Source organism: Amycolatopsis sp. NPDC048633, assembly GCF_040650695.1.
In the GTDB taxonomy this organism is placed as follows: domain Bacteria; phylum Actinomycetota; class Actinomycetes; order Mycobacteriales; family Pseudonocardiaceae; genus Amycolatopsis.
Window position 1 is genome coordinate 332,756 of sequence record NZ_JBEZHS010000005.1, and the last position, 19,054, is coordinate 351,809.

Genomic DNA, 19,054 nt, shown 5'->3' on the forward strand with positions numbered 1-19,054 from the left:
CGTCGTGCACACGTACGCCATGCTGTCCGACCATGACTTCGAGCTACTCGTCGCCGACCTCCTCGGCGCCGAGGACGGGGTCGTATATGAGGCGTTCGCGCGTGGCGCAGACCAGGGAGTTGACGTCCGCCACTTAACCCCCCATGGCGCAGACGTCATCCAGTGCAAGCACATGCTCAAGTCGAGTTTCTCTCAGCTAAAGGCCGCCGCTTCAGCCGAAGCGACGCGTTTGGCCAACCTTCCTTCTCGAATCTCGCGATATCGCTTCGTCACCAGTCAGTCACTCACGGCGAGAGGAAAGGCAGAGCTTGCCAAAATCCTGACCCCGTGGATTACCCAAGACGACCAGGTTCTCGGCGCTGAGGATCTCGAAGGCCTCCTTAATCGCCACCCGCAGGTGGAACGAACCCACGTCAAGCTCTGGTTAAGCAGTGGCGCTCAACTCGATGAGCGACTGCATGCCCCAACTTGGGCACGCAGCAAGCAATTACATTCTGAAATCTTAGCCTGGCTACCTCGTTACGTCGAAAACCAAGCTTTTCAGAAGGCCCGAGAGCGACTTCATAACGAGCGCGTACTAGTACTATCAGGACCTCCGGGGATCGGAAAAACCACACTGGCTCGAATGCTTCTCGCTGACGCCGCCATAGGAGGCTACCAGCCCGTCGAGGTCTCCTCCGACATCGAGGAAGCGTTTAGTATTATTAATGACCACGAAAATCGGGCATTCTACTATGACGATTTCCTTGGCAGCACGTTCCTGCAAGACCGCCTAGCGAAGAACGAGGACAAACGCCTTACTTCATTTATGCGTCGATGCACAGACAGCGGAAAGAATCTTCTGATACTTACCACCCGCGAGCACATACTCCGACAGGCAGCGTCATGGTATGAAGAGCTGGAGCGAGCGGGCCTACCTCTACGGCGGTTCCTGCTAGAACTCTCGGCATATACACGCTTCGACCGAGCACGAATACTCTATAATCACATTTGGCACTCTCGCCAGGCAAACTCACAAGTTCGCAGTTCTATTTTGAACAATAAGGGCTATTTGAAGATAGTTGACCATCCAAACTACAATCCTCGATTGATCGAGTACATCACAGGCTACACTTCACTAGTCTTCGATACCACAGTACAACAAAACTACCTTCGATTCGCGATCGACGTCCTCAACGATCCCGGCCAAGTATGGGAGCGCGCGTTTGAGCGACAACTAGACCAGCACTGTCGCTGGCTGCTCATTGCCGTAGCTATCGCCGGCCGAGAGTTGGCAATCGAGGACGCGCAACGAGCTTTTGAAGCCACAATAAAAGAACAGGGTATCGCACCCTCGATGATGGATTTCCGGGCAGCATTGCGCGTGCTGGACGACTCATTTCTGCGCAGCACAGAGCGATCCCAGCACACTTTTATTAGTGTCGCCAACCCCTCCGTGCAGGACTTCGTTGCAGCCTGGCTAATCCGCAATCCTGACCAGGTACTCACTGCAATCAAGGGCACCTCCTTCTTTGACCAGTTGATATGGCTGTACCGACGACTCGAAGTAGCAGGCCTCATGCGCACGCAGGCCAAGAACACCTTTGTACGCAAAGTGCAACTTCTTTTCGACAGCGACGAGATAAGATGGTATGACCTTCACTACGTCGCCGCGAATGTCAGAGTCGCTAGGCGTGAATTGCCTCGCCGCGAATACCGACTTCAGTTTGTTCACAGCCTGCTCTCTACAGGCGAATTTAACGAACTAGACGCATGGTTTCAAGAGAAGCTTCAATTCACGGCCTCGACCTGGTCAAGCCACATTCACGATCCCGGGCCACCGGTGGACTTGATCAGAACACTTCGTAATGCGGACTATCCGCTACCTCTAGCTATCATCGAGGCAGCACGCGACGGACTCGGCGAAGTCGGAGACAGTTACGCTTGGTCAGAGCTAGCAGATCTTCGCACCATTGCCCCCGAAGTTTTTCCAGACAACGTCAATCAGCACCTTATCGATGCCTGCGCAGAATGGGTCGCAACACAGCTAAATAACTCAAGCGATATCGACAGCTTAGAAGAACTTGACGAAATCCGCGCATCGGCCGAATCCATGGATGCCTGGTATCCGGCACATGAGTCCTTGTACAGGACCGCCGAACAGGATGTCGCCGAACGAACGGAAGACTCCCCAGAACCAGAAGGTGCTTCCCGCCCTCATACTTCGCCGAGCATGTCGCCAACGGACGAGCAAGCAGCAATCGAGGCCTTGTTCGCCCGAATTGAAGAATGCCACCCAGCCCCCTGAATCTAATGTGCCCGAAGTTCAACCTCTTCGAATCGCGGGCCGAAGCTGAGCACCCCAGGGTTCGTATGCGGCAACTTGCTGACAGTAATAGTGTTGACAACCGAACCTGCCCGCGCACTTTCAACCGTCTTCTTATCCGCATCACTGAGGTTCACGTACCAGTTACCAGGGAGTCGACTGACGGAATCATCCGCCGGAACATTGATCGGTATTGGCTTTAATCTTCCGACGCCCATCTGCGTATAGCTACAAATCCAGTCGGCATACTTTCCCGGCCGCCCAAGGTATCTATTCTCACCGTACTCATAAAATGACGCGCCGCGAGCCAAATACACATCTGATGGCTCGCCCGGCAGCGAGGAAAACGAAGTTTTTCCCAATTTTACTTCGAATGTCGCAGAGTTACCAGGACTTCCCATCTTAAAACGCGGCCGAAACCATCTGCTAGTTGTCGTCAACGAGTAACGCTTGATTATGGAATCATCTCCAACAATCGCCTGCAAGTAGGCATCCGTCGCAAGAGGCCAGACGTATTCCGTCACCTCATTACCTTCTCCGTCGCGTGCAGATGCTTTATAAGCAGCCTTGCCGAAAAGTTCTACGGCATAGTCGAGCTGAAGGCCAAGACTGAGCCGCCGGTAGAGACGAACCCACCGACGTCGCCGACCCAGTGTCTTCCTCCACAGATCGAGAAGAAGCTTGCTTATCGCGATCGCTGCCACAATCGGGCCCGCGTTCCTCAGAAGCTGACCGCCAGTATTGGCGGTCACATCCCACACGTTCGATATCACACTCATACAAAACAGTATGAGCCAGTGTTTGCCCACTCGACCCGCCGACTCGCCGAAGTGGTGGTCGATGACTACGAGCAAAGGAAGCCGCAGACGCAGCGTGGACAAGTGGCAAGCTATCCATCCACGAAGATAGCCATTCAAATCTCCGCCATCTAACGTGATTTCCCATGCCTATACGACCAAGTACTTCAACTAATCCTTTAAAGGAACCAGATCCTGGAACTTTGCCACAAGGTCTGCAACTTCATCAGGGAACTCCTGGGCCCACACAGCAAGAAATGCGCTGGCCACTACCAGGCCAGCAGTAAAGTCTAGGTCTTCACCAATCTGCTCGAATACAACATGACGATCCCTATTCGTGAGCGCACGGTCACTCACAACTTTCTTAACCTGCTCCTGTGACGAGGTCGGTAACTGCATCGAGACAGTTAGCCGAGCTGCAACCTGGTCCAGCCGGCTAAGAATCGCATCGAACACGTGCGCCTCGGGCGCGCCATCCCCCGGAAGCACAAATTCTCGACGGTCCGCATCGACTTTTCCCGACTGATCGCCATCAAGAATGCAAATCGAGGGAAAATGGGAAGTTGGATCAAGATTATGCTGTCTGTTTACCTGCTTTGCTGGATCTTCTCCACCCATTGCATGAATCTTAACAGCTTCAATTAAGATGCCACCATGATACCGCAGAGCAGTTCTTACCATTATTTCACCAAATGAATCTTCCACAAAGATAGCCAACTTGGCGTCAATCTGGCCGGTTATTGTTCGCAAGGATATAATGTCAAGTTTACCCTGGAGGACTTCACCGTTATATGCAGCCCATATAGCCTTGGCTGGAAGTGGCAACAAGGCATCATTACTATGCGTTGTAAATATTACCTGACAAGATTTACGCAATGAGACATTTACCAGGTACTCGACCAGATGACGCGTGGCAACAGGATGCAATCCGTTTTCGATCTCCTCAATGAGAATCAGCGCGCCGTCTTCAACATTCTCAATTGCAGAGACTATCCGAATTACGCTAGCCTCACCTGCTCCGAAATGAAACTCCGAGTACTCGCTGCCATCCGAGTTGCGCGCGGCATACAATGTCGCTTTACTTTGCGAGTCGATAGATAGTCGATTGCACCCTTGCATATCCTTGGCTAGGATCTTCTCGACTTCGTTCACGACCGAGACCGGAAGAGCCACTTCGTTTTGCGCAACAAACTTGTTTCCGATTGCTTTAACGAGCTCCTTTCGTTCAGTCGCTGCGACAGTTCGCGAAACTCCAAAGTAAAGCACCGGTCGCCTGACAGCTCTCCGATTCCACTTTAACTGAGGGAAGCTGGCAGTTCGCTGAAGCGGGAGACGCGGACTAGCAGATTTGTCTATCAGTTCGTACTCTACAGACCAATCTTTCATACTGGCGTCATATTTACCGCTCTTCGCAAAGAAGGTTCCCGGACTAATATCTCGATAAATCAACCCGGCAGCCCCGAGAATGGTTGTCTTGCCGCCACCATTGGGTCCAACGAGCGCCGTGACAGGGAAGTCAAAGCTGACCACTCGGTCAACAAAGCTGCGGATTCGCTTGAGCGTTATGCGACGCAAGTACTGGCCATAGTTCTGGCCACTTACTTTGGCCTCAAGTTTTTCGAAATCACTGTCACGAATCTCGCTCCGGTAGTCATTCACCTACTGCGGTCACCTTCTCCTGTCGAAGCCTGAGTTTCAGGCCAATGGCCGACCTTAGCACGCGAGTCTCAGCATGACCGTCAGGGACACGCGGACGACATTGACTATCGAGAAACGTCTCGCAGACGACAGTTCTCGATTGACCGTAGCCCGATGCGTGCAGGATTACGGCGCAGCACCCGCTTGCGACTCAGTCTAAGTATTTTCTATGGAACATCCATTATCAGCTTCGTTCCGACCACTCTCAATTATCTTCCTTTGGTTGATCACGTTGCAACTCGGGGTGCCGTCGGTAGAACTCTTTTCTCTTGTCCTCTTGGTTCTTTAGGTACTCGTCGTCACCGTCCGCTTCGATCATCGAGTAGAACTCGTTTCGCTCCTCGTCGAGATCACGTAAAGCGACCTCGTACTCGCGGATCGCATGTCCCGCCGCGGAAACGTCTCGCCCTTGAATAAAATCTGCGATCAGCGTCCGAATCTCCCTCTTTACATTCCAACATATTGCATGTGGGCTACTGTAATGTGTTGCCCCATAATTGCCTGAGCCGTACGAGATATCTTCAACGTCGGCGACAATATTTCCAAGCAGCTCGACTCGCATGCGGATTACGTCAGGTAGATAAAGTGATGAGCTGTCGAGATTAGCGTGCGTTTCGCGCACTCTATTTTCTCGCTCCCTTTCGGCCTCATCGTGGTTCTGACGCCACGCGGGAAGAGTGTTTTCGGAATCATCCGCCATGCGGACGCATAGCTCTTCACACTCTTTGGCTGCTCGATACTGACGTGCCCGGACGGCTTCGTCGCGCTCCTTCGCCACCTGTCGACGGTGTTGACCAGCCGCCGAGAGGTACGTCGCTAGACCTCCAACAACCGCTCCGGAGAGTGCGGCTCCTGAGCTGACGAGTGCATTGACGGTGTTCGTGTCCATGACTGACAGGCGTACTCGGTTACAACCGGAGCCGCAAGCGCTTCGGATGCCAGCACAGACGACGAACCCGCAGCACAGATGTTGTCGTTGCGCGCAAAGACAACATCTGCCCCACCAAGGCAAGAAGCTATGTTCGCATGTCAGACACTTGCACGCCCAGCCGAGTCAGCTACCAAGGTGACCGACCGGGACCGAATGGCCGGCCAGTACGCGTTAGGTGCCTGAGATCTCGAAGTCCTCGCCTCGCTCCACCTGGGCCGTGTCCACATCGATCACTCTTCGCATGTCGCTGGGTGCATCTCCAACGCCAGAGTTCCGTGATGGATTCGTGACAGTCGATTCATCGGCGTGTACAGACATGGCGGCAGGCGGCGCCATGGCACCTCACTGGGCGCTCCTCACCCATTGGACAAGGCAACATCTCGCCGCAGCCCGCTCTTACTGGTTCGGGTCTGGCGTCACCGCCGAGTCTTGTGGTGCCCTTCGTGACAGAGGGTCCCGTAAAGGTAACTCTTTGTCACAGAATGGCTGTCACCGCCGACTATGCCGGCCGTCCCGCTGTCACACGGTCTGTGACAGCCGCGACTGTCGGTCGACCTGCGAAACCGTCAGCCGTGACGGCTGTGACGGGTTCTGCCGAAACCCGTCACGGGCGTCACGAACAGCCCTCTCGGGAGCGGGTTTGAGTCGATGGGCGCCCGTCACGGCGAGTCGGATCGGCTGAGCGCGTCGCGCGTAGCGGCGAGAAGTTCGGAGGCTGCGCGTGCAACTGCCTGGAGCGCGGTCACGTGCTCGGTAAGCCGATCGAGTCCAAGCGAGGTCAGGCGGAGGCTTGTCCGGCTCCCTTCGGGCCGAGTCTGCAGGTACCCCGCCCCGCGTAGTTGCTCGATATGCGGTATCAGGCGTCGCTCGCTCAGGCACAACACACTCCTAACGGTGACGTCTTCGTACCATCGCATGTCTGACAGCAAGCACGCGACGAATAGCCTCACCGGCAGAAGCAGCAGTGGATCAAGTTCCCGTTGAGATGCCGGCACGGACGGCGGCTGGCTCGACATCACTGCTCGATCGCCGACTGTTCGATGCTGCCCTGTCCGGGCGACCGCTGGAGGCAGCTCACGCAGGGCATCCCAACCGGGCGGTCCAGCAATTCGAGTTCGCCGGGACCGAACGTCTCGCCGCAGTACGCGGTCAGGCGCTCGGGCGCGGTCTCCTCCGGCGACAGCGGGAAGACGTGCACGACGCGGCGGGTTTCGCCCACTGTGCCGGGCAGCGGGCGCGCAATGATCAGGCGGGCCGTCATCGGGCGCCTCGCCGGGCGTGGTGATCGGTGGGAACGGGCGCGGTCGGGGCGCCGCCCGTTCCCACCGACGTGGTGGTCCGGCCGCCCTGCTCGGGAGTGAGCCGCACGCGTTGAGGCGGGCGCGGCGGCAGGACGGCCGGAGTCTGGACGCGGCCGATGAGGCGACGCCACCGGGACGGCTCCCGATGGCGCGCAGGCGTGGGATTGGCCGGGCGGTTGTGGAGGCGGATCAGCGCGAAGCAAGCAACGCACGGACGACCAGGTGGAACGAGGCACGAGTCGATGAAGACTTCGTGTCCGCAGAGCGCGTGGTAGTGACCCTCGTGGAGGGCGACGCCGTGCGCGAACGCCTCGTCCGTGACGGCGTGGTCCAGGTCGTCGGCGACGCAGCGATACCAGGTCACGTAGAGACGCGGCGGTCGTGAGCCATGCTCGCCGCTCGTCACGGTCGCCCCTTCGGTTGTCGGATGTGTTGAAATCATCCAATCCGAAGCACCCGGCAGAGCCCAGAGCGCAAAGGTCGGGGTTTCGTGGCACAGATGTGGCAGTCGGTGCGTTTACCTGCTGATATGCTTGCTAGGCTGCGATCATCGTCAACCAGATCGAGGTGTTCGGGTGGTCAGCGTTCGTCGGCGCGAGGAGCTTGTTTCAGCTCGCAAGGCGGCCGGGCTGACTCAAGAGCAGCTCGCCGAAGCGATGCGCGTCGACCGATCAACGGTCATCAGGTGGGAGGCCGGCGACTACGCGCCACAGCCGTACCAGTGGCCGAAGCTGGCTCGGGTTCTCGGTCGCTCCGCCGACGAGCTGCGCGAGTTGATCGGCGTGCGCCCGGCCGCAGGTATGCCGCTGCTCGGATTGGCCCTTGAGCCTGCGTTCAGCTGGCTGGATCGGCAGGTCGACTGGAGCCCGGGGACGACACGCGAGCGAGTGGAAGCACGGGCACCAGCAGGTCGGCGCGTCCGGACCCCGGTCGGTCGAAGCCAGCTCGCCGACGCCTTGGCGGGCTACTACGGTGATTCGCCTGCCGGGCATTCGATGTACCAGGTCCGCTGCGGCGGAGTCGCGACACGAACCAGCATCCTGACCCGTCCAGTGTGGACGGAGTTGGCGTGCCCTCTAACGTTTCAGACCGACCGGCTCACATTGCTGTCAGACGTCGCGCGGCCGCGCCATGGCATCGAAGAGAACGCTGCAGTCCGACGGCTCGCGGAAGCTGCGGCCGATGATGTGCGGATAGCGGACGTACCTATCTACCGGCTCTCGGCGATCGAGTCTCTGCAAGACGCCATCGTGGGCAAGGTCGGGTTGGCCCCCTTCGTCGAGTACGCCTTGAGCGTGGATTTGCTTGAGCGCGAGTTGACCGACAGCTTGGAGGCCGGGAAGCACTTGCGGCCAGGGAATGCACCGTTGCGGGACAAGTACTTGCCCGACTTCTCAGCGGTGCTCGGTCTGGACGGGCGACTGTGCGCGGGCGGGGTACTCGCGTTGACCGCGATCGCGCGACCAGCCGACCCGCATCGCGGCGGACCGGACTACTTGCTGCTCGTCCAGGAGCGATCGGGGCGGGTACTGAACGCGGCCGGCCGGTTGGCGGTCATCCCTAAGGCGTTCCACCGGCCGTTGGCGGACCATCGGGCTGACGCCCGGATCGGCGCGACACTGCGACGCGAGCTGGAAAAAGAGCTGTTCAGACGCACCGACGTCGACAACACGGCGGGAGCGCAGCGCGCAGCCGACCCAATGCACCCGAGCAGGTTGTCGGCGCCGATGCGCTGGCTTGCCGAGCCGGAGCGGATGCGGTTGGAATGCACCGGGTTCGGGTTCAACCTGGTCAGCGGGAACTACGAGTTCGCCAGCCTGGTCGTGATCGAGGATGAGGAGTTCTGGCCGCGGTTCGGCGGCGACGTCGAAGCGAACTGGGAGGCTGCCGGGCTGCGGCAGTACTCGACACTCGATGGCGACTTGGTCACCGAACTGATCAGCGACGAAACCTGGAGCAACGAAGGACTGTTCGCGTTCCTCCAGGGATTGCGTCGTCTCGCCAAGATCGACGGCGATCGAGTGCGGATTCCAGCAGTCGAATTAGGTGACTGAGGGCCAACGGACGGTCAAGACGACCGAATCCGCCAGCGCTTCCCAAGAATGGTCGATTCCTGGACCCCACATCACGTAGTCACCTGGGCGGGTCATGGTCTTGCTGCCGCCGGTAACCTCCACGTGAAACTCACCGGAGACGAGCATCACCAACGTGATCCGCTGGTCGTCAGACGTCCACTCGGGACGCTTGTCACCCGCAGGATGGTTGGCCCACTTGACTTCTACGTCCTTCGAGGCGCGGACACCCTGCGACGGGTCGATGAAGTGGCCGACCAGCCAGCCGCGGGTGTCGGCCGCGTCCTCGTTGGCGTTGCCGGCGGTCCAACCGTCGCTCACTGGCTGATCTCCCATTCGATCTCGGGCAGTTTCACACGCTCGCCGCCGATTTCAGCAAGGCGTCGGAGTCCTTGCGTCATGGCGAACAATCCTTCGTTGCTCCACGCTACATCACCCAACAACTCGGTGACGAGTTCCGCGTCGGTAGTCGAATACTGACGAAGAGTCGCGGATTCCCAGTTCGCTTCGACCACTCCCCCGTAGCGTGCCCAGAATTCTTCGTCGTCGACGACGATCAGGCTGGCGAACTCGTAGTTCCCGCTGACCAGGTTCAGGCCGAACCCGGTGCACTCCATCCGCAAGCGGCCGGGCTGTGCCATGAGCCAACCCATCGGCTCGCTGAGCCTGGTCGGATGCAGCGGGTCAGCCGACAGGATGTCGCCCAGCGTGTTGTCGATGTCCGGGCGGCCGAACAGCTCTTCTTCCATCTCGCGGCGGAGCGTGATGCCGACCTGCGCGTCTCGACGAACGTCGGTGAGCGGCTGGTGGAAGCCCTTCGGGATCACCGCGAGCCGGCGCGCGGCGTTGAGCACGTGGCCGGATCGCTCCTGGACCAGCAGGAGGTAGTCCGCTTCGCCACGGTACGGATCGGCGGGCCGGGCGATCGCCGTCAGTGCGAGGACGCCGCCCGCACACAGGCGCTCGCCGACGTCGAGCACCGATCGGAGATCCGGCAAGTAGCGATCTCGGAGCGGCATGGCCGTCGAACCGGAGGCCAAGGCGTCCACCAGCTCGCCTTCGAGCAAGTCGACCGTCAGCGCATAGTGCACGAACTGGGACATGCCGAACGTCCCGCCGAGTTGGTGTTCACGGATGTCCGTGCTCAGCAACCGGTAGATCGGGCTGTCGGTCAGCCGGGTGTTCATGGACAGCGTCTCGGCGAGCCGCTGAACGGCGCGGCCGGCGGCGTGGTCGTCCAGCTCCAGGTCGGCTTCCGGCTGTGCGCTCGGAACCCGGAGCCGGTCATACGGCGGACGCAGTTCGCAGTCCAGGTCCAGCCAGTCTGCGCAGGTCAAGACGCTGGTGTTCATGGCCAGATCGCCGTACCGCGCGGTGTACAGGCCGTGGTCGTCGATTCGGCTGCTGTAGTAGGTGGCCAGAGCTGCCGCTACGTCACGCTGGCTGACCCACCCCCGCCGAGTGCCGCGGTCGTGGAGGTCTTGAGCGTCGATGCTCGCGACTCGCTCGGCGACGGCGCGGCGTGCGGTGCCGGGCGTCCAGTGGGCGTGCCGGTCCAGCCATTCGAGTGCCGCGCCGATGTGCGGGTCCGCGGCGAGCCGGCGGTCGGCTTCCGTCGTGTCCAGCGTCGTCTCGGCGGCCGAACCTTCGCCGATCAGCTCGGCGAAGCGGGCGCGCTCGGCGTCAGACGCCCGTTCATGCGCGGTGTCCAGGACCTGTTGCATCTCCGACTGTGGCCGCAGGTCCGGCTTCTTGTGCCAGGACGCGACCGTGCGCGCGCTGATTCCGAGGTGCTCGGCGAATCGCTCTTGACTGAGCCGCAATGCCGACTGCAACGCGACCGCTGCGCGCCCCGTCCATCCCCCGGCCGCACTCATTGCTCTCCCAAATGTCGGCGATCTGCAGTGTTTGTGCAGTGGCGCTGCGGTGCTTGTGCATGGGTTGCGACGCCGTTCCGGCCTTGAATTAGAGGCATGGAAAACACCTCGCTCACCAAGTCGCTAACGCTTCGGCCGGACGTGCTCAACGACCGTCGCAAGGCTCGATTGGACGTCCTCCAGCCGGTCGGTGATCTCCGCCAGGCGCTGTTCGAGCGCGTCCAGCCGCGACCACAGTTCGTGGCCGTCGTCGGCCGGCTCGTCCGGATGCTGCGGCGTGCGGCTTTGCAGCACTGCCAGCAGATGTTGCGGGTGCCAGCCCAGCGTCGTCGACAGCGCTTCGAGCGTGCGCGCGCTCCGGCGGCGCTCGACCGTGTGGTGCTGGAGCTCGCGCACGATCGCCTGCGACACGTGCGATCGCTCGGCCAGCTCGCGTTGTCGCCAGCCGAGTTCGTTCACGCGCATGTTGATGGCCTTGGCGACTGCCGCCCAGTCCTCCGTCACGTATTCCTCCGCGCTCCGCCTCAGCGCCGAGATTAGCGGTTCTTCGCGCTTTCACCACGTCGCCTAGCGCTTCTCCGGCGGCGCGTCGGACAAACGCGTCCGTCGCAGAGCTGAAATCAACAACATAGTCTTGAAATCATCAGATTGGTCTTTCTCATGAACTCGCAAATCACCTTTCACACCATTCGAGAAGCGGCCTGGCTGCTCGGCGTGTCCCGCGCTGCGGTGAGCCGGGCGATCCGGACCCGCGAGGTGCGCGCCACCCGCTGCCGTTCCGGGCTCCGCGTGTCGTCGACCGAGCTGGCTCGCCTGCTGGGGTCGCGTCAGGTCGGAGGTGCCGCATGAGCGCCGACGACCTTCGACTGATCGGGATCGCCTGGCGGCTGGACCGGCTGCGCTGGGTGCCGACGGACGTCCTGACCGATGTCGTAACCAGCGACGGAGTCTGTATGTGGCCCCCGCCGGACGACGGGCTACCCGACACGGGCAGCGACGGGGAGCTGGCCGATCGGCTGTGCGGCGGGTGCCCCGTCCGGGACGAGTGCCTGGAGCTGGAGTTGCGGACGGCCGGAGTCCACACGGTCGGTGTCTGGGGCGGGATGACCGACGACGACCGGCGTGCGCTGCACCCGCTCTGGTTGCGTCGTGGCGAGCGGACCGATCGGGGTACGCGATGAACGGGCTCACCGTGACGCCCACGCAGATCCTCGCCGGTGTCGGCGTGCTGCTCGTGCTGTTCTGGGTCTGGCGGGCCGGTTCCCGCCGGGCGAAGGCTGCCGCCGAAGCTGCTCGCAGCGGGGCGCGGCTCGTGTCGCTGGTCGGGCGAGTGCTGTTCAACGCCGGACTGATCGTCGCTGTTCAGTGGGTCGTGATCGCCCACCCAGGTAACCCGTGGCTGCTGTTCGCCGTGCTCGGGCTGCCGGCGCTGTTCGCGTCCTATGCGCTGACTCGCGCTATGACCGTGACCACGGTCGACACCTCGAAGCGGGGTGGTCGGCGATGAACCGGGCGCAACGGCTCGCGCAAGACGCGGCCGAGGCCGCGGAGGTGCGGGCGTACCAGACCGATCCGGATGTGGTCGCGCTGCGGATCGAGCGCGTGCGGCGGCAGGTCGATTGGATGTGCTGGTCCGGGATCGTGCTCGGGCTGGCGTTCACGATGACCAACGTCCAGGGCTTCGCGTCGGCCGGGACGCGGCCGGGTTCGTTGCCGTGGCTGGCCGCGTGGGTGCTGGACCCGACCGTCTCTCTCGTTCTGTTGGCGATCCTGCGGGCCGAGCAGGTCACTGCGCGGTACCAGGTCCGGACGGGCGCCTGGGTGCGACGGGCGAAGTGGTTCACGCTTGCGGCCACCTACGTCATGAACACCTGGACGTCATTTGCCGCCGGGGAGGCTGCGGCGATCGTGCTGCACTCGGTGCCGCCGCTCGTGGTGTTCGTCGCCGTCGAGGCGATCACCGACCTGCGGGACAAGCTCACCGACGCCGTGCTGGTCGCGGCTGAACGGCACGCCAGCCACGAAGAGCCTGCGAAGGCTGGGCGCCGCGTGCTGTTCGCCGACTACCTCGCGATCGCTCGGGAGAGCTGGACGCCGGACGTCGAGATCACGCCGGCGTGGGTGCGGCGGGCTACCGGCTGCTCGCGTGGCCTCTCGCCCCGGCTGGCCAGGGCGCTGCGGTCGGAGGTGGGCAATGGCTGACTCATTGCCGGTCAAAGCCGATCCCGTGCTCGACGGCGAGTTGGTCGATGACACGTTGCCTCAACCGCGTCGGCGAGAGCCGAAGACGAACCGCTTCGTGTTGTGGTGGCGGCATTCGCCGCGTGTGCCGTTGTGGCTGAAGAGCAAGCCGCAGGCCGTCCAAGCTGGCAAAGACGCCGTCGTCGGGCTGGTGAAGTCGCCGTGGCGGTACGCCGGCGCGGTCGTTCGCGGTCTGGTCGTAGGAGTGCGGTGGTGGCGCGGGTGGGTCACCGTCCGGGACTACCGGACGGCGGCCGAAGAGTCGGAGAAGTTGGCCGACAAGTTCACGGAGATCCGGGCGCTCACGTTGTTCCGGTGGAAGGTCACCGGTGCCGTCGTGGTCGTTGCCACACTCGCGGCAGCTGTCGTGAACCTCGTGTACGGCGCTGATCCTCTGTGGATCGGCGGAGCCGCCGCGTCCGTGGCGCTCGCGATCCTCGGGCGCAGGAAGGACGGCAGCCCCGGTCGCAAGCCGGCGCTTGCCGGGCCGCGGACGTTGACCTGGACGATGGACCCGCAGGTCTTGGTGGACGCGTTCCGGGACGCAAAGCTGATCGGCAAGGACGAGGCGTTGCGGCTCGTCGAACGCGCGACGCGTGTCGGCGACGGCTGGGCGGTCACCGTCGACCTTCCTGCCACCCGCAAGGCGGCCGACGTGGTGAAGAATCGAGACGCACTCGCGTCAGCGCTCGCCGTCGATGAGGTCCAGCTGATCGTCGAACGGGTCCGCGGCAACGGTGGGCACGCCGGACGGGTGTCGATGTGGGTGGCTGATGAGGACCCGTACGCTTCGCCGCCGTTGCGGACGCCGCTGCTCGGGGTGGCGCAGTGGGATGCGTGGCGACCGATTCCGTTCGGACGGGATGCGCGGGACCGGCTAATTGACCTGCCGCTGGTGTGGACGTCCCTCCTGGTCGGTGCCATCCCCCGGCAGGGCAAGACCTTTGCCGCCCGGCTCGCGGCGGCCGGGCTCATCTTGGATGCCTGGGTGCGCCTGTACGTGGCGGACTTCAAAGCCGGGAAGGATTGGGACGCGGCTGGCCTGGTGGCGCACCGGTTCATGTCCGGCGATGAACCCGAACACGTTCTGGCGCTTGTGGACTGGCTGATTGAGTTGGTCGGTGAGGTTCAGGCGCGGTTCCGGCGGATGCGCGACCTGGACGACCTCACGTGTCCGGAATCGAAGGTCACGCCGGATATGTCCCGCGACAAGGCGCTGAACATGCCCATTACGGCTATCTTCATCGATGAGGTTCAGGTTCCCCTAGAAGACCGCACACCCGTTGACGTGCAAGGAAAGAAGCTCACCGCAGGCGAGTACGTCGGCGAGCTGCTGACGTGGCTGGCGAAGAAGGGACCGGCCGCCGGGATCGTGCTCGTACTGGCGACACAGCGACCGGACTCGAAGACGATCCCCTCCGGGCTGCGGGCGGTGCTCGGGTCGCGGTTCGCGCTGCGGGTGATGGACTGGCGCGACTCGAACATCGTGCTCGGCGAGCAGATGAACACGCGCGGGTTCGACTCGTCTCGGCTGCTCCCCTCTCACAAGGGAGTGGGCATCTTGCGGCCGGACGGCGACACGTCAGCCGGCGCGGATGTGCTGGCCATGACGGTTCGGACGTACTACATGCCGAACGAGGACTGGCGGACCATCTGCGAGCAGGGCCGGACGCTGCGCGAAGCGGCTGGGACGCTCACCGGACACGCGGCCGGACAGGACACCATGCCGGTACTCGACCACGCAGCCGTGGTGAAGGCAATCGGCGCAGGTCACGCGGTTGACGCGATTCAGTCACCTGGTGAGCTGCCCGAGGTGCTCGCGTCGCTCGTCGAGTACCTGGGCGATGACCTGAGCCCGGACGGCAGGGACTTCGTACCAACGGCCGAGCTGTTGAGCGCTCTGGAGATCGACGGGAAGACGTTCGCGCAGCAGATGACCGACGCGGGATGCCGACCGACGCGAGACCGCGTGACCAGCGAAGACGGCGAGACACGGCAGGTACGCGGGTACCTTATGGCTGAAATCAGGAGCGCCATCGACCGCGCGACCGCTGGTACCGGGGCGACAGACGAGGACGATCAGCGATGAGCGCCGCTCGTTCCGAAGATCCGCCGATCCGGGTTATCCTACCTGCGGGATTGCCTGAGCTGACGCCTGCTGTTGCGCGTGCACTACTGGCCGTTCTGATCGAGGTTACTGAGGTGCCGGTCCTGGACGTTCCGGCGGAGGAGGTGAACCGTGACAGCTGAAATCATCAGCGACCCGTGGTCGACCCTGGACGACATCCTGGGTCTGGAGATCGCCGACGTGGTGGACGACGGGATCGGCGCAATGGCGGCCTACGGGCGGTGCTCGACCGAGGACAACCAGGACCCGGAAACCTCGCGCGGTTGGCAGTTCGGGAACGCGCGCAAGTTCGTCGAGCCGCTCGGCGGGCAGATCGTGACGGAGTTCTTCGACATTGGCCAGTCGCGCTCCGTCCCGTGGGAACGGAGGACGGAAGGCGCGCGGCTACTCGCAGCGTTGAAGGACCCGCGACGCGGGTGGGACGCGATCGTGGTCGGTGAGGGCACGCGCTGTTGGTTCGGCAACCAGTTCTCGCTTATCGCGCCGAAGTTCGCCGCGTACGGCGTGGATCTGTGGGTGCCGGAGCTGGGCGGAAAGTACGACGCGCGGAACCCGTCTCACAAGATGCTGATGAGCGTGCTCGGCGGAATGAGCGAGTCGGAGCGCCAGCACGTTCAGGCGCGCGTCCGCGCGGCAATGGACGCGCAGGTGATCAACGAAGGACGACACCAAGGCGGCCGGGCGCCGTACGGGTACATCGTCGTCGACAGTGGTCCTCACCCGAATCCGCGGAAGGCTGCCGAAGGGTTCAAGTTGCGCGCGTTGGCGACCGACGAGACGACGGCGGACGTGGTGCGCCGGATCTTCGCCGAGTACCTGGACGGCAACGGCGACCGAGCGATCGCCAATCTCCTCAACCGGGACGGCATTCCTTGCCCCTCCGCGCATCGGCGGGATCAGAACCGGCACCGGCTCGCGGACGGCTGGCAAGGTAGCTCGGTACGGGCGATCTTGGACAACCCGCGATACACCGGCTACGCGATCTTCGGGCGCTGGACGAAACACGAGACGTTGCTTGACCCTGAGGACGTCGCCGCGGGCCACGTGGTGCGGTTCAAGCGCGCTGCTCCCGACCGGATCGTGCGGTCGCGCGTGCAGGCACATCCGGCGATCGTGTCTGTGGAGACGTTCACGCAAGCGCAACTCCTCCGCCGGTCGAAGTCGGCGGGTGGATTGAAGACGGCTCGCAAGGCCGAGCGGGGCGCCCGAAAGACCGCACGGGCGTATCTGCTGCGCGGGCTGGTCCGATGCGGAGTCTGCGGCCGGAAGATGCAAGGCGCCACGATCAGGAAAGGCGCCTACTACCGCTGCACCTCACGGACCATGGCGCCCGGCTCACCGAAACTGGCGGACCACCCAAAGACGGTCAACCTGCGCGAGGGCGTGGTCGTCGGGGCGATCAACGGATGGCTTCATGAGCTGTTCCACCCGGACCACCGCGACCGAACGGCGGCCGCGCTGCTCGGATCGGACGGAAGTCAGGCCAATGGTGGTCCGCTCGAAGCGGCGCGAAACCGGTTGACGGACGCGGAAGCGAGGCTTCAGCGGTATCAGGCCGCGATCGCGGCCGGCGTCGAGCCCGAAGCGCTCGTCGACCCGATGAACCAGGCACAGGCGGAACGGGCCGCCGCGAAAGCCCAGATCGAGAGCGTTCCAGCCGACTCGACGGTAAGCCGCGCCGAGATCTACGCGAGGATCGACGCTCTCGGCGACGTCTGCGGAACCTTGGCCGACGCAACGACGGCTGGCATGAGCCGCCTGTACCGAGCCCTGAACCTGGAGCTACGCTACGAACCAAAAGAGCTGGCCGTCTATGCGACGACCAGCCCGGGTGTAGATAGTGCGTGTGTCCGAGGGGGGACTTGAACCCCCACGCCCGTTAAGGGCACTAGCACCTCAAGCTAGCGCGTCTGCCATTCCGCCACTCGGACCTGCTGAAGAAAGAGTATACGGCTCCCCCGCGCCCTGCTTCAGGGGGGTCTGGATCTGTCGCTGCGGCCGCTCTGGGATCATGGATGGGTTTCGCTGCATCGATTCAGCCCGGCCTCGGGCGAACATGCGGACCGGCTCCTGGTAGCTGTAGCGCTCCGTCCCAGACGGGTCCAGCAAGTGCACGTCCACCAGGGACTCCAGCAGGTTCGTCGTGTCCGCGGGACCCAGTTCCAGGACCTCGGATGCCGTCGCTGTCGAGAATGTCGGGAACGCTGACAGCAGCTCGAATGCCCGAGACTGCCAGGGGGACAGCTCCGCCAGCGCCGACTCGTACGGCTTCTCTATCGCCTCGCACTCCGGGGGCCTTGCCGGCGCACCCGGCGCCGGGCGCCCTACCCTCTCCAGCGCCTCTGCCATGGTCCAGTCCGGGCGGGCCGACAGGCGCGCGCCGATTGCCTGGATCACCTGAGGGAGACCTCCCGTGCGGGAGGCCAGCAACCGGGTCTCCGATGGCTGACGGCTGACGCGCTCCGGGCCTAGGAGGTGGGAAAACAGGGCCAGCGAGTCCGCGAGATCCAGGCCGCCCAGTTTCGTCCAGTGTGCGTGCGCCAGGTCGTACAGGCGTTGGCGCGCCGTGATGATCAGCGCTGGGCCGTTCGTGCCTGGGAGCAGGGCGCGGATGTTGTCGGCCGGGCGGGCGTTGTCCAGGATCACCAGCAGGCGGCGGCCTGTTGTTCGGGTTCGCCACAGGGACGCGCGCTCGCTCGGTGACGCCGGGAGATCCGTGACGCCGATGCCGCGCAGGAGCTCGGACAGCGGGTCCGCCGATGCCGCCATGTCCAGGAACAGCCGGCCGTCCGGGAAGCTCGGGGTCAGGGTGTGGCCGAGGTGGACCGCCAATGCCGTCTTGCCTATCGCTGCCAGGCCCTCGATGCCGATCACCGGGGCCGGAGACCTGGTCAGAGCTTCGGACAGCGCTGAAGTCTCGGCAGCGCGGCCGACGAACTCCGGGAGGTCCGGCGGTAGTTGGGACGGGCGGGACATCGGGGCCAGTGAAGGGTCCGCCGCGAGGATGCGGCGTTGCATCTCCCGCAGCTCGGGGCCGGGGTAGATGCCCAGTTCGGATTCCAGCAGGCGCTGTGTCCGGGCGTAGACGTCCAAGGCGGCGGCCCGCGCGGTACAGCGCCAGCATCTGCAGCTCGCGGGGCCGCTCGCGCAGTGGCTGCTCGGCGATCAGGTCCGTCAACGCCGCCGTCGCTTCGGCGTGGCGGCCAGCGGCGATGTCGGCCTCCGCCAACGTCTCCCGGGCCGTCGAGCGCAGCTCCGCGAGACGGACGCGGGCGGCCTCCGCGTAGTCGCCGTTCACCCCGGTCAACGGCGTGCCGTGCCACAAAAGAAGCGCCGCGCGCAAGGAATCGGGGTCGGCTGAAGACAGCAGGCGCTGGAACTCCGTGACGTCCAGGGACTCCGGCCGGATCGCGTAGCCGCCGCCCGCGGACTCGATCGGCACTCCCGCCTGCCGCAGGCGCGACACGTACGAGCGCACCATGCCGACCGCCGCCCGTGGCTCGGCGCCGCTCCACAACGCCGAGACCAGCTGGGACGGCGACAGCGGCGTGCCCTCCTGCAGGAGCAGCACCGCCAGGGCCGCCCGCTGCTGGGGCGGGCCCAGCTCGATCTCGACGTCACCGCGCCACGCCCGGACCGGGCCCAGGACTTCGAACCGCATCGCATCGGTCACGCAGAGCGCAACCGGCAGCCGCGGACCCGTA

Annotated in this window: 15 protein-coding genes, 1 tRNA gene and 1 pseudogene; 8 read left to right on the forward strand and 9 right to left on the reverse strand. The window is 63.2% G+C overall.

Annotated features, from left to right (window positions below; all coding sequences use genetic code 11):
* Positions 1 to 4 precede the first annotated feature (4 nt).
* Positions 5 to 2,287 (forward strand): hypothetical protein, encoded by a 2,283-nt coding sequence (locus AB0C38_RS13885; protein WP_360671729.1) that lies wholly within the window; start codon positions 5 to 7, stop codon positions 2,285 to 2,287.
* Between the two features lie 2 nt (positions 2,288 to 2,289).
* On the opposite strand, the gene AB0C38_RS13890 is transcribed toward AB0C38_RS13885, so the two are convergent.
* From AB0C38_RS13890 to AB0C38_RS13905, 4 genes are all read right to left on the reverse strand, one after another.
* Complete coding sequence (locus AB0C38_RS13890; RefSeq protein ID WP_360671732.1) at positions 2,290 to 3,084, reverse strand: ETEC_3214 domain-containing protein; 795 nt, start codon at positions 3,082 to 3,084, stop codon at positions 2,290 to 2,292.
* 189 nt (positions 3,085 to 3,273) lie between these two features.
* On the reverse strand, positions 3,274 to 4,761 hold the full coding sequence (locus AB0C38_RS13895; protein WP_360671735.1) for an AAA family ATPase: 1,488 nt from the start codon (positions 4,759 to 4,761) through the stop codon (positions 3,274 to 3,276).
* Positions 4,762 to 5,005: 244 nt separating this feature from the next.
* Complete coding sequence (locus AB0C38_RS13900; protein WP_360671738.1) at positions 5,006 to 5,578, reverse strand: hypothetical protein; 573 nt, start codon at positions 5,576 to 5,578, stop codon at positions 5,006 to 5,008.
* A gap of 1,168 nt (positions 5,579 to 6,746) precedes the next feature.
* Positions 6,747 to 6,992 (reverse strand): hypothetical protein, encoded by a 246-nt coding sequence (locus tag AB0C38_RS13905; protein ID WP_360671741.1) that lies wholly within the window; start codon positions 6,990 to 6,992, stop codon positions 6,747 to 6,749.
* A 615-nt stretch (positions 6,993 to 7,607) separates the two neighbouring features.
* Between AB0C38_RS13905 and AB0C38_RS13910 the strand changes: the two genes are divergently transcribed.
* Positions 7,608 to 9,086, forward strand: coding sequence for a helix-turn-helix transcriptional regulator (locus AB0C38_RS13910; RefSeq protein WP_360671743.1), 1,479 nt, complete (start codon positions 7,608 to 7,610; stop codon positions 9,084 to 9,086).
* On the opposite strand, the gene AB0C38_RS13915 is transcribed toward AB0C38_RS13910, so the two are convergent.
* From AB0C38_RS13915 to AB0C38_RS13925, 3 genes are all read right to left on the reverse strand, one after another.
* Positions 9,075 to 9,425 carry a cupin domain-containing protein gene (locus AB0C38_RS13915; RefSeq protein WP_360671746.1) on the reverse strand — a complete coding sequence of 117 codons (351 nt, stop codon included), beginning with the start codon at positions 9,423 to 9,425 and terminating at the stop codon, positions 9,075 to 9,077. The genes AB0C38_RS13910 and AB0C38_RS13915 overlap by 12 nt on opposite strands.
* Complete coding sequence (locus AB0C38_RS13920) at positions 9,422 to 10,981, reverse strand: transcriptional regulator (RefSeq protein ID WP_360671749.1); 1,560 nt, start codon at positions 10,979 to 10,981, stop codon at positions 9,422 to 9,424. Before AB0C38_RS13920 ends, AB0C38_RS13915 begins: the two co-directional genes overlap by 4 nt.
* Before the next feature lie 123 nt (positions 10,982 to 11,104).
* On the reverse strand, positions 11,105 to 11,485 hold the full coding sequence (locus AB0C38_RS13925) for an XRE family transcriptional regulator (protein WP_360671752.1): 381 nt from the start codon (positions 11,483 to 11,485) through the stop codon (positions 11,105 to 11,107).
* A gap of 156 nt (positions 11,486 to 11,641) precedes the next feature.
* Between AB0C38_RS13925 and AB0C38_RS13930 the strand changes: the two genes are divergently transcribed.
* The 6 genes from AB0C38_RS13930 to AB0C38_RS13955 all read left to right on the forward strand — a co-directional run bounded on the left by AB0C38_RS13930 (position 11,642) and on the right by AB0C38_RS13955 (position 17,216).
* The gene (locus AB0C38_RS13930; protein WP_360671937.1) at positions 11,642 to 11,830 is read left to right on the forward strand and encodes an excisionase family DNA-binding protein; all 189 of its coding nucleotides are present in this window, start codon (positions 11,642 to 11,644) and stop codon (positions 11,828 to 11,830) included.
* Complete coding sequence (locus AB0C38_RS13935) at positions 11,827 to 12,162, forward strand: WhiB family transcriptional regulator (protein ID WP_360671755.1); 336 nt, start codon at positions 11,827 to 11,829, stop codon at positions 12,160 to 12,162. Before AB0C38_RS13930 ends, AB0C38_RS13935 begins: the two co-directional genes overlap by 4 nt.
* On the forward strand, positions 12,159 to 12,488 hold the full coding sequence (locus tag AB0C38_RS13940; RefSeq protein ID WP_360671757.1) for a hypothetical protein: 330 nt from the start codon (positions 12,159 to 12,161) through the stop codon (positions 12,486 to 12,488). The genes AB0C38_RS13935 and AB0C38_RS13940 overlap by 4 nt, the downstream gene beginning before the upstream one ends.
* Positions 12,485 to 13,183 (forward strand): hypothetical protein, encoded by a 699-nt coding sequence (locus AB0C38_RS13945; protein ID WP_360671760.1) that lies wholly within the window; start codon positions 12,485 to 12,487, stop codon positions 13,181 to 13,183. The genes AB0C38_RS13940 and AB0C38_RS13945 overlap by 4 nt, the downstream gene beginning before the upstream one ends.
* Positions 13,176 to 15,311: a cell division protein FtsK gene (locus tag AB0C38_RS13950; RefSeq protein ID WP_360671763.1), complete on the forward strand. Its 2,136-nt coding sequence runs from the start codon at positions 13,176 to 13,178 to the stop codon at positions 15,309 to 15,311. Before AB0C38_RS13945 ends, AB0C38_RS13950 begins: the two co-directional genes overlap by 8 nt.
* 150 nt (positions 15,312 to 15,461) lie before the next feature.
* Positions 15,462 to 17,216: a recombinase family protein gene (locus AB0C38_RS13955; protein ID WP_360671766.1), complete on the forward strand. Its 1,755-nt coding sequence runs from the start codon at positions 15,462 to 15,464 to the stop codon at positions 17,214 to 17,216.
* Here the strand turns inward: AB0C38_RS13955 and AB0C38_RS13960 are convergent.
* Together AB0C38_RS13960 and AB0C38_RS13965 are read right to left on the reverse strand one after the other, a co-directional pair.
* A tRNA-Leu gene (locus AB0C38_RS13960) sits at positions 17,198 to 17,281 on the reverse strand. The genes AB0C38_RS13955 and AB0C38_RS13960 overlap by 19 nt on opposite strands.
* Positions 17,247 to 19,011, reverse strand: a pseudogene (locus AB0C38_RS13965) (AfsR/SARP family transcriptional regulator). The gene AB0C38_RS13960 and the pseudogene AB0C38_RS13965 overlap by 35 nt, the downstream one beginning before the upstream one ends.
* Positions 19,012 to 19,054 lie beyond the last annotated feature (43 nt).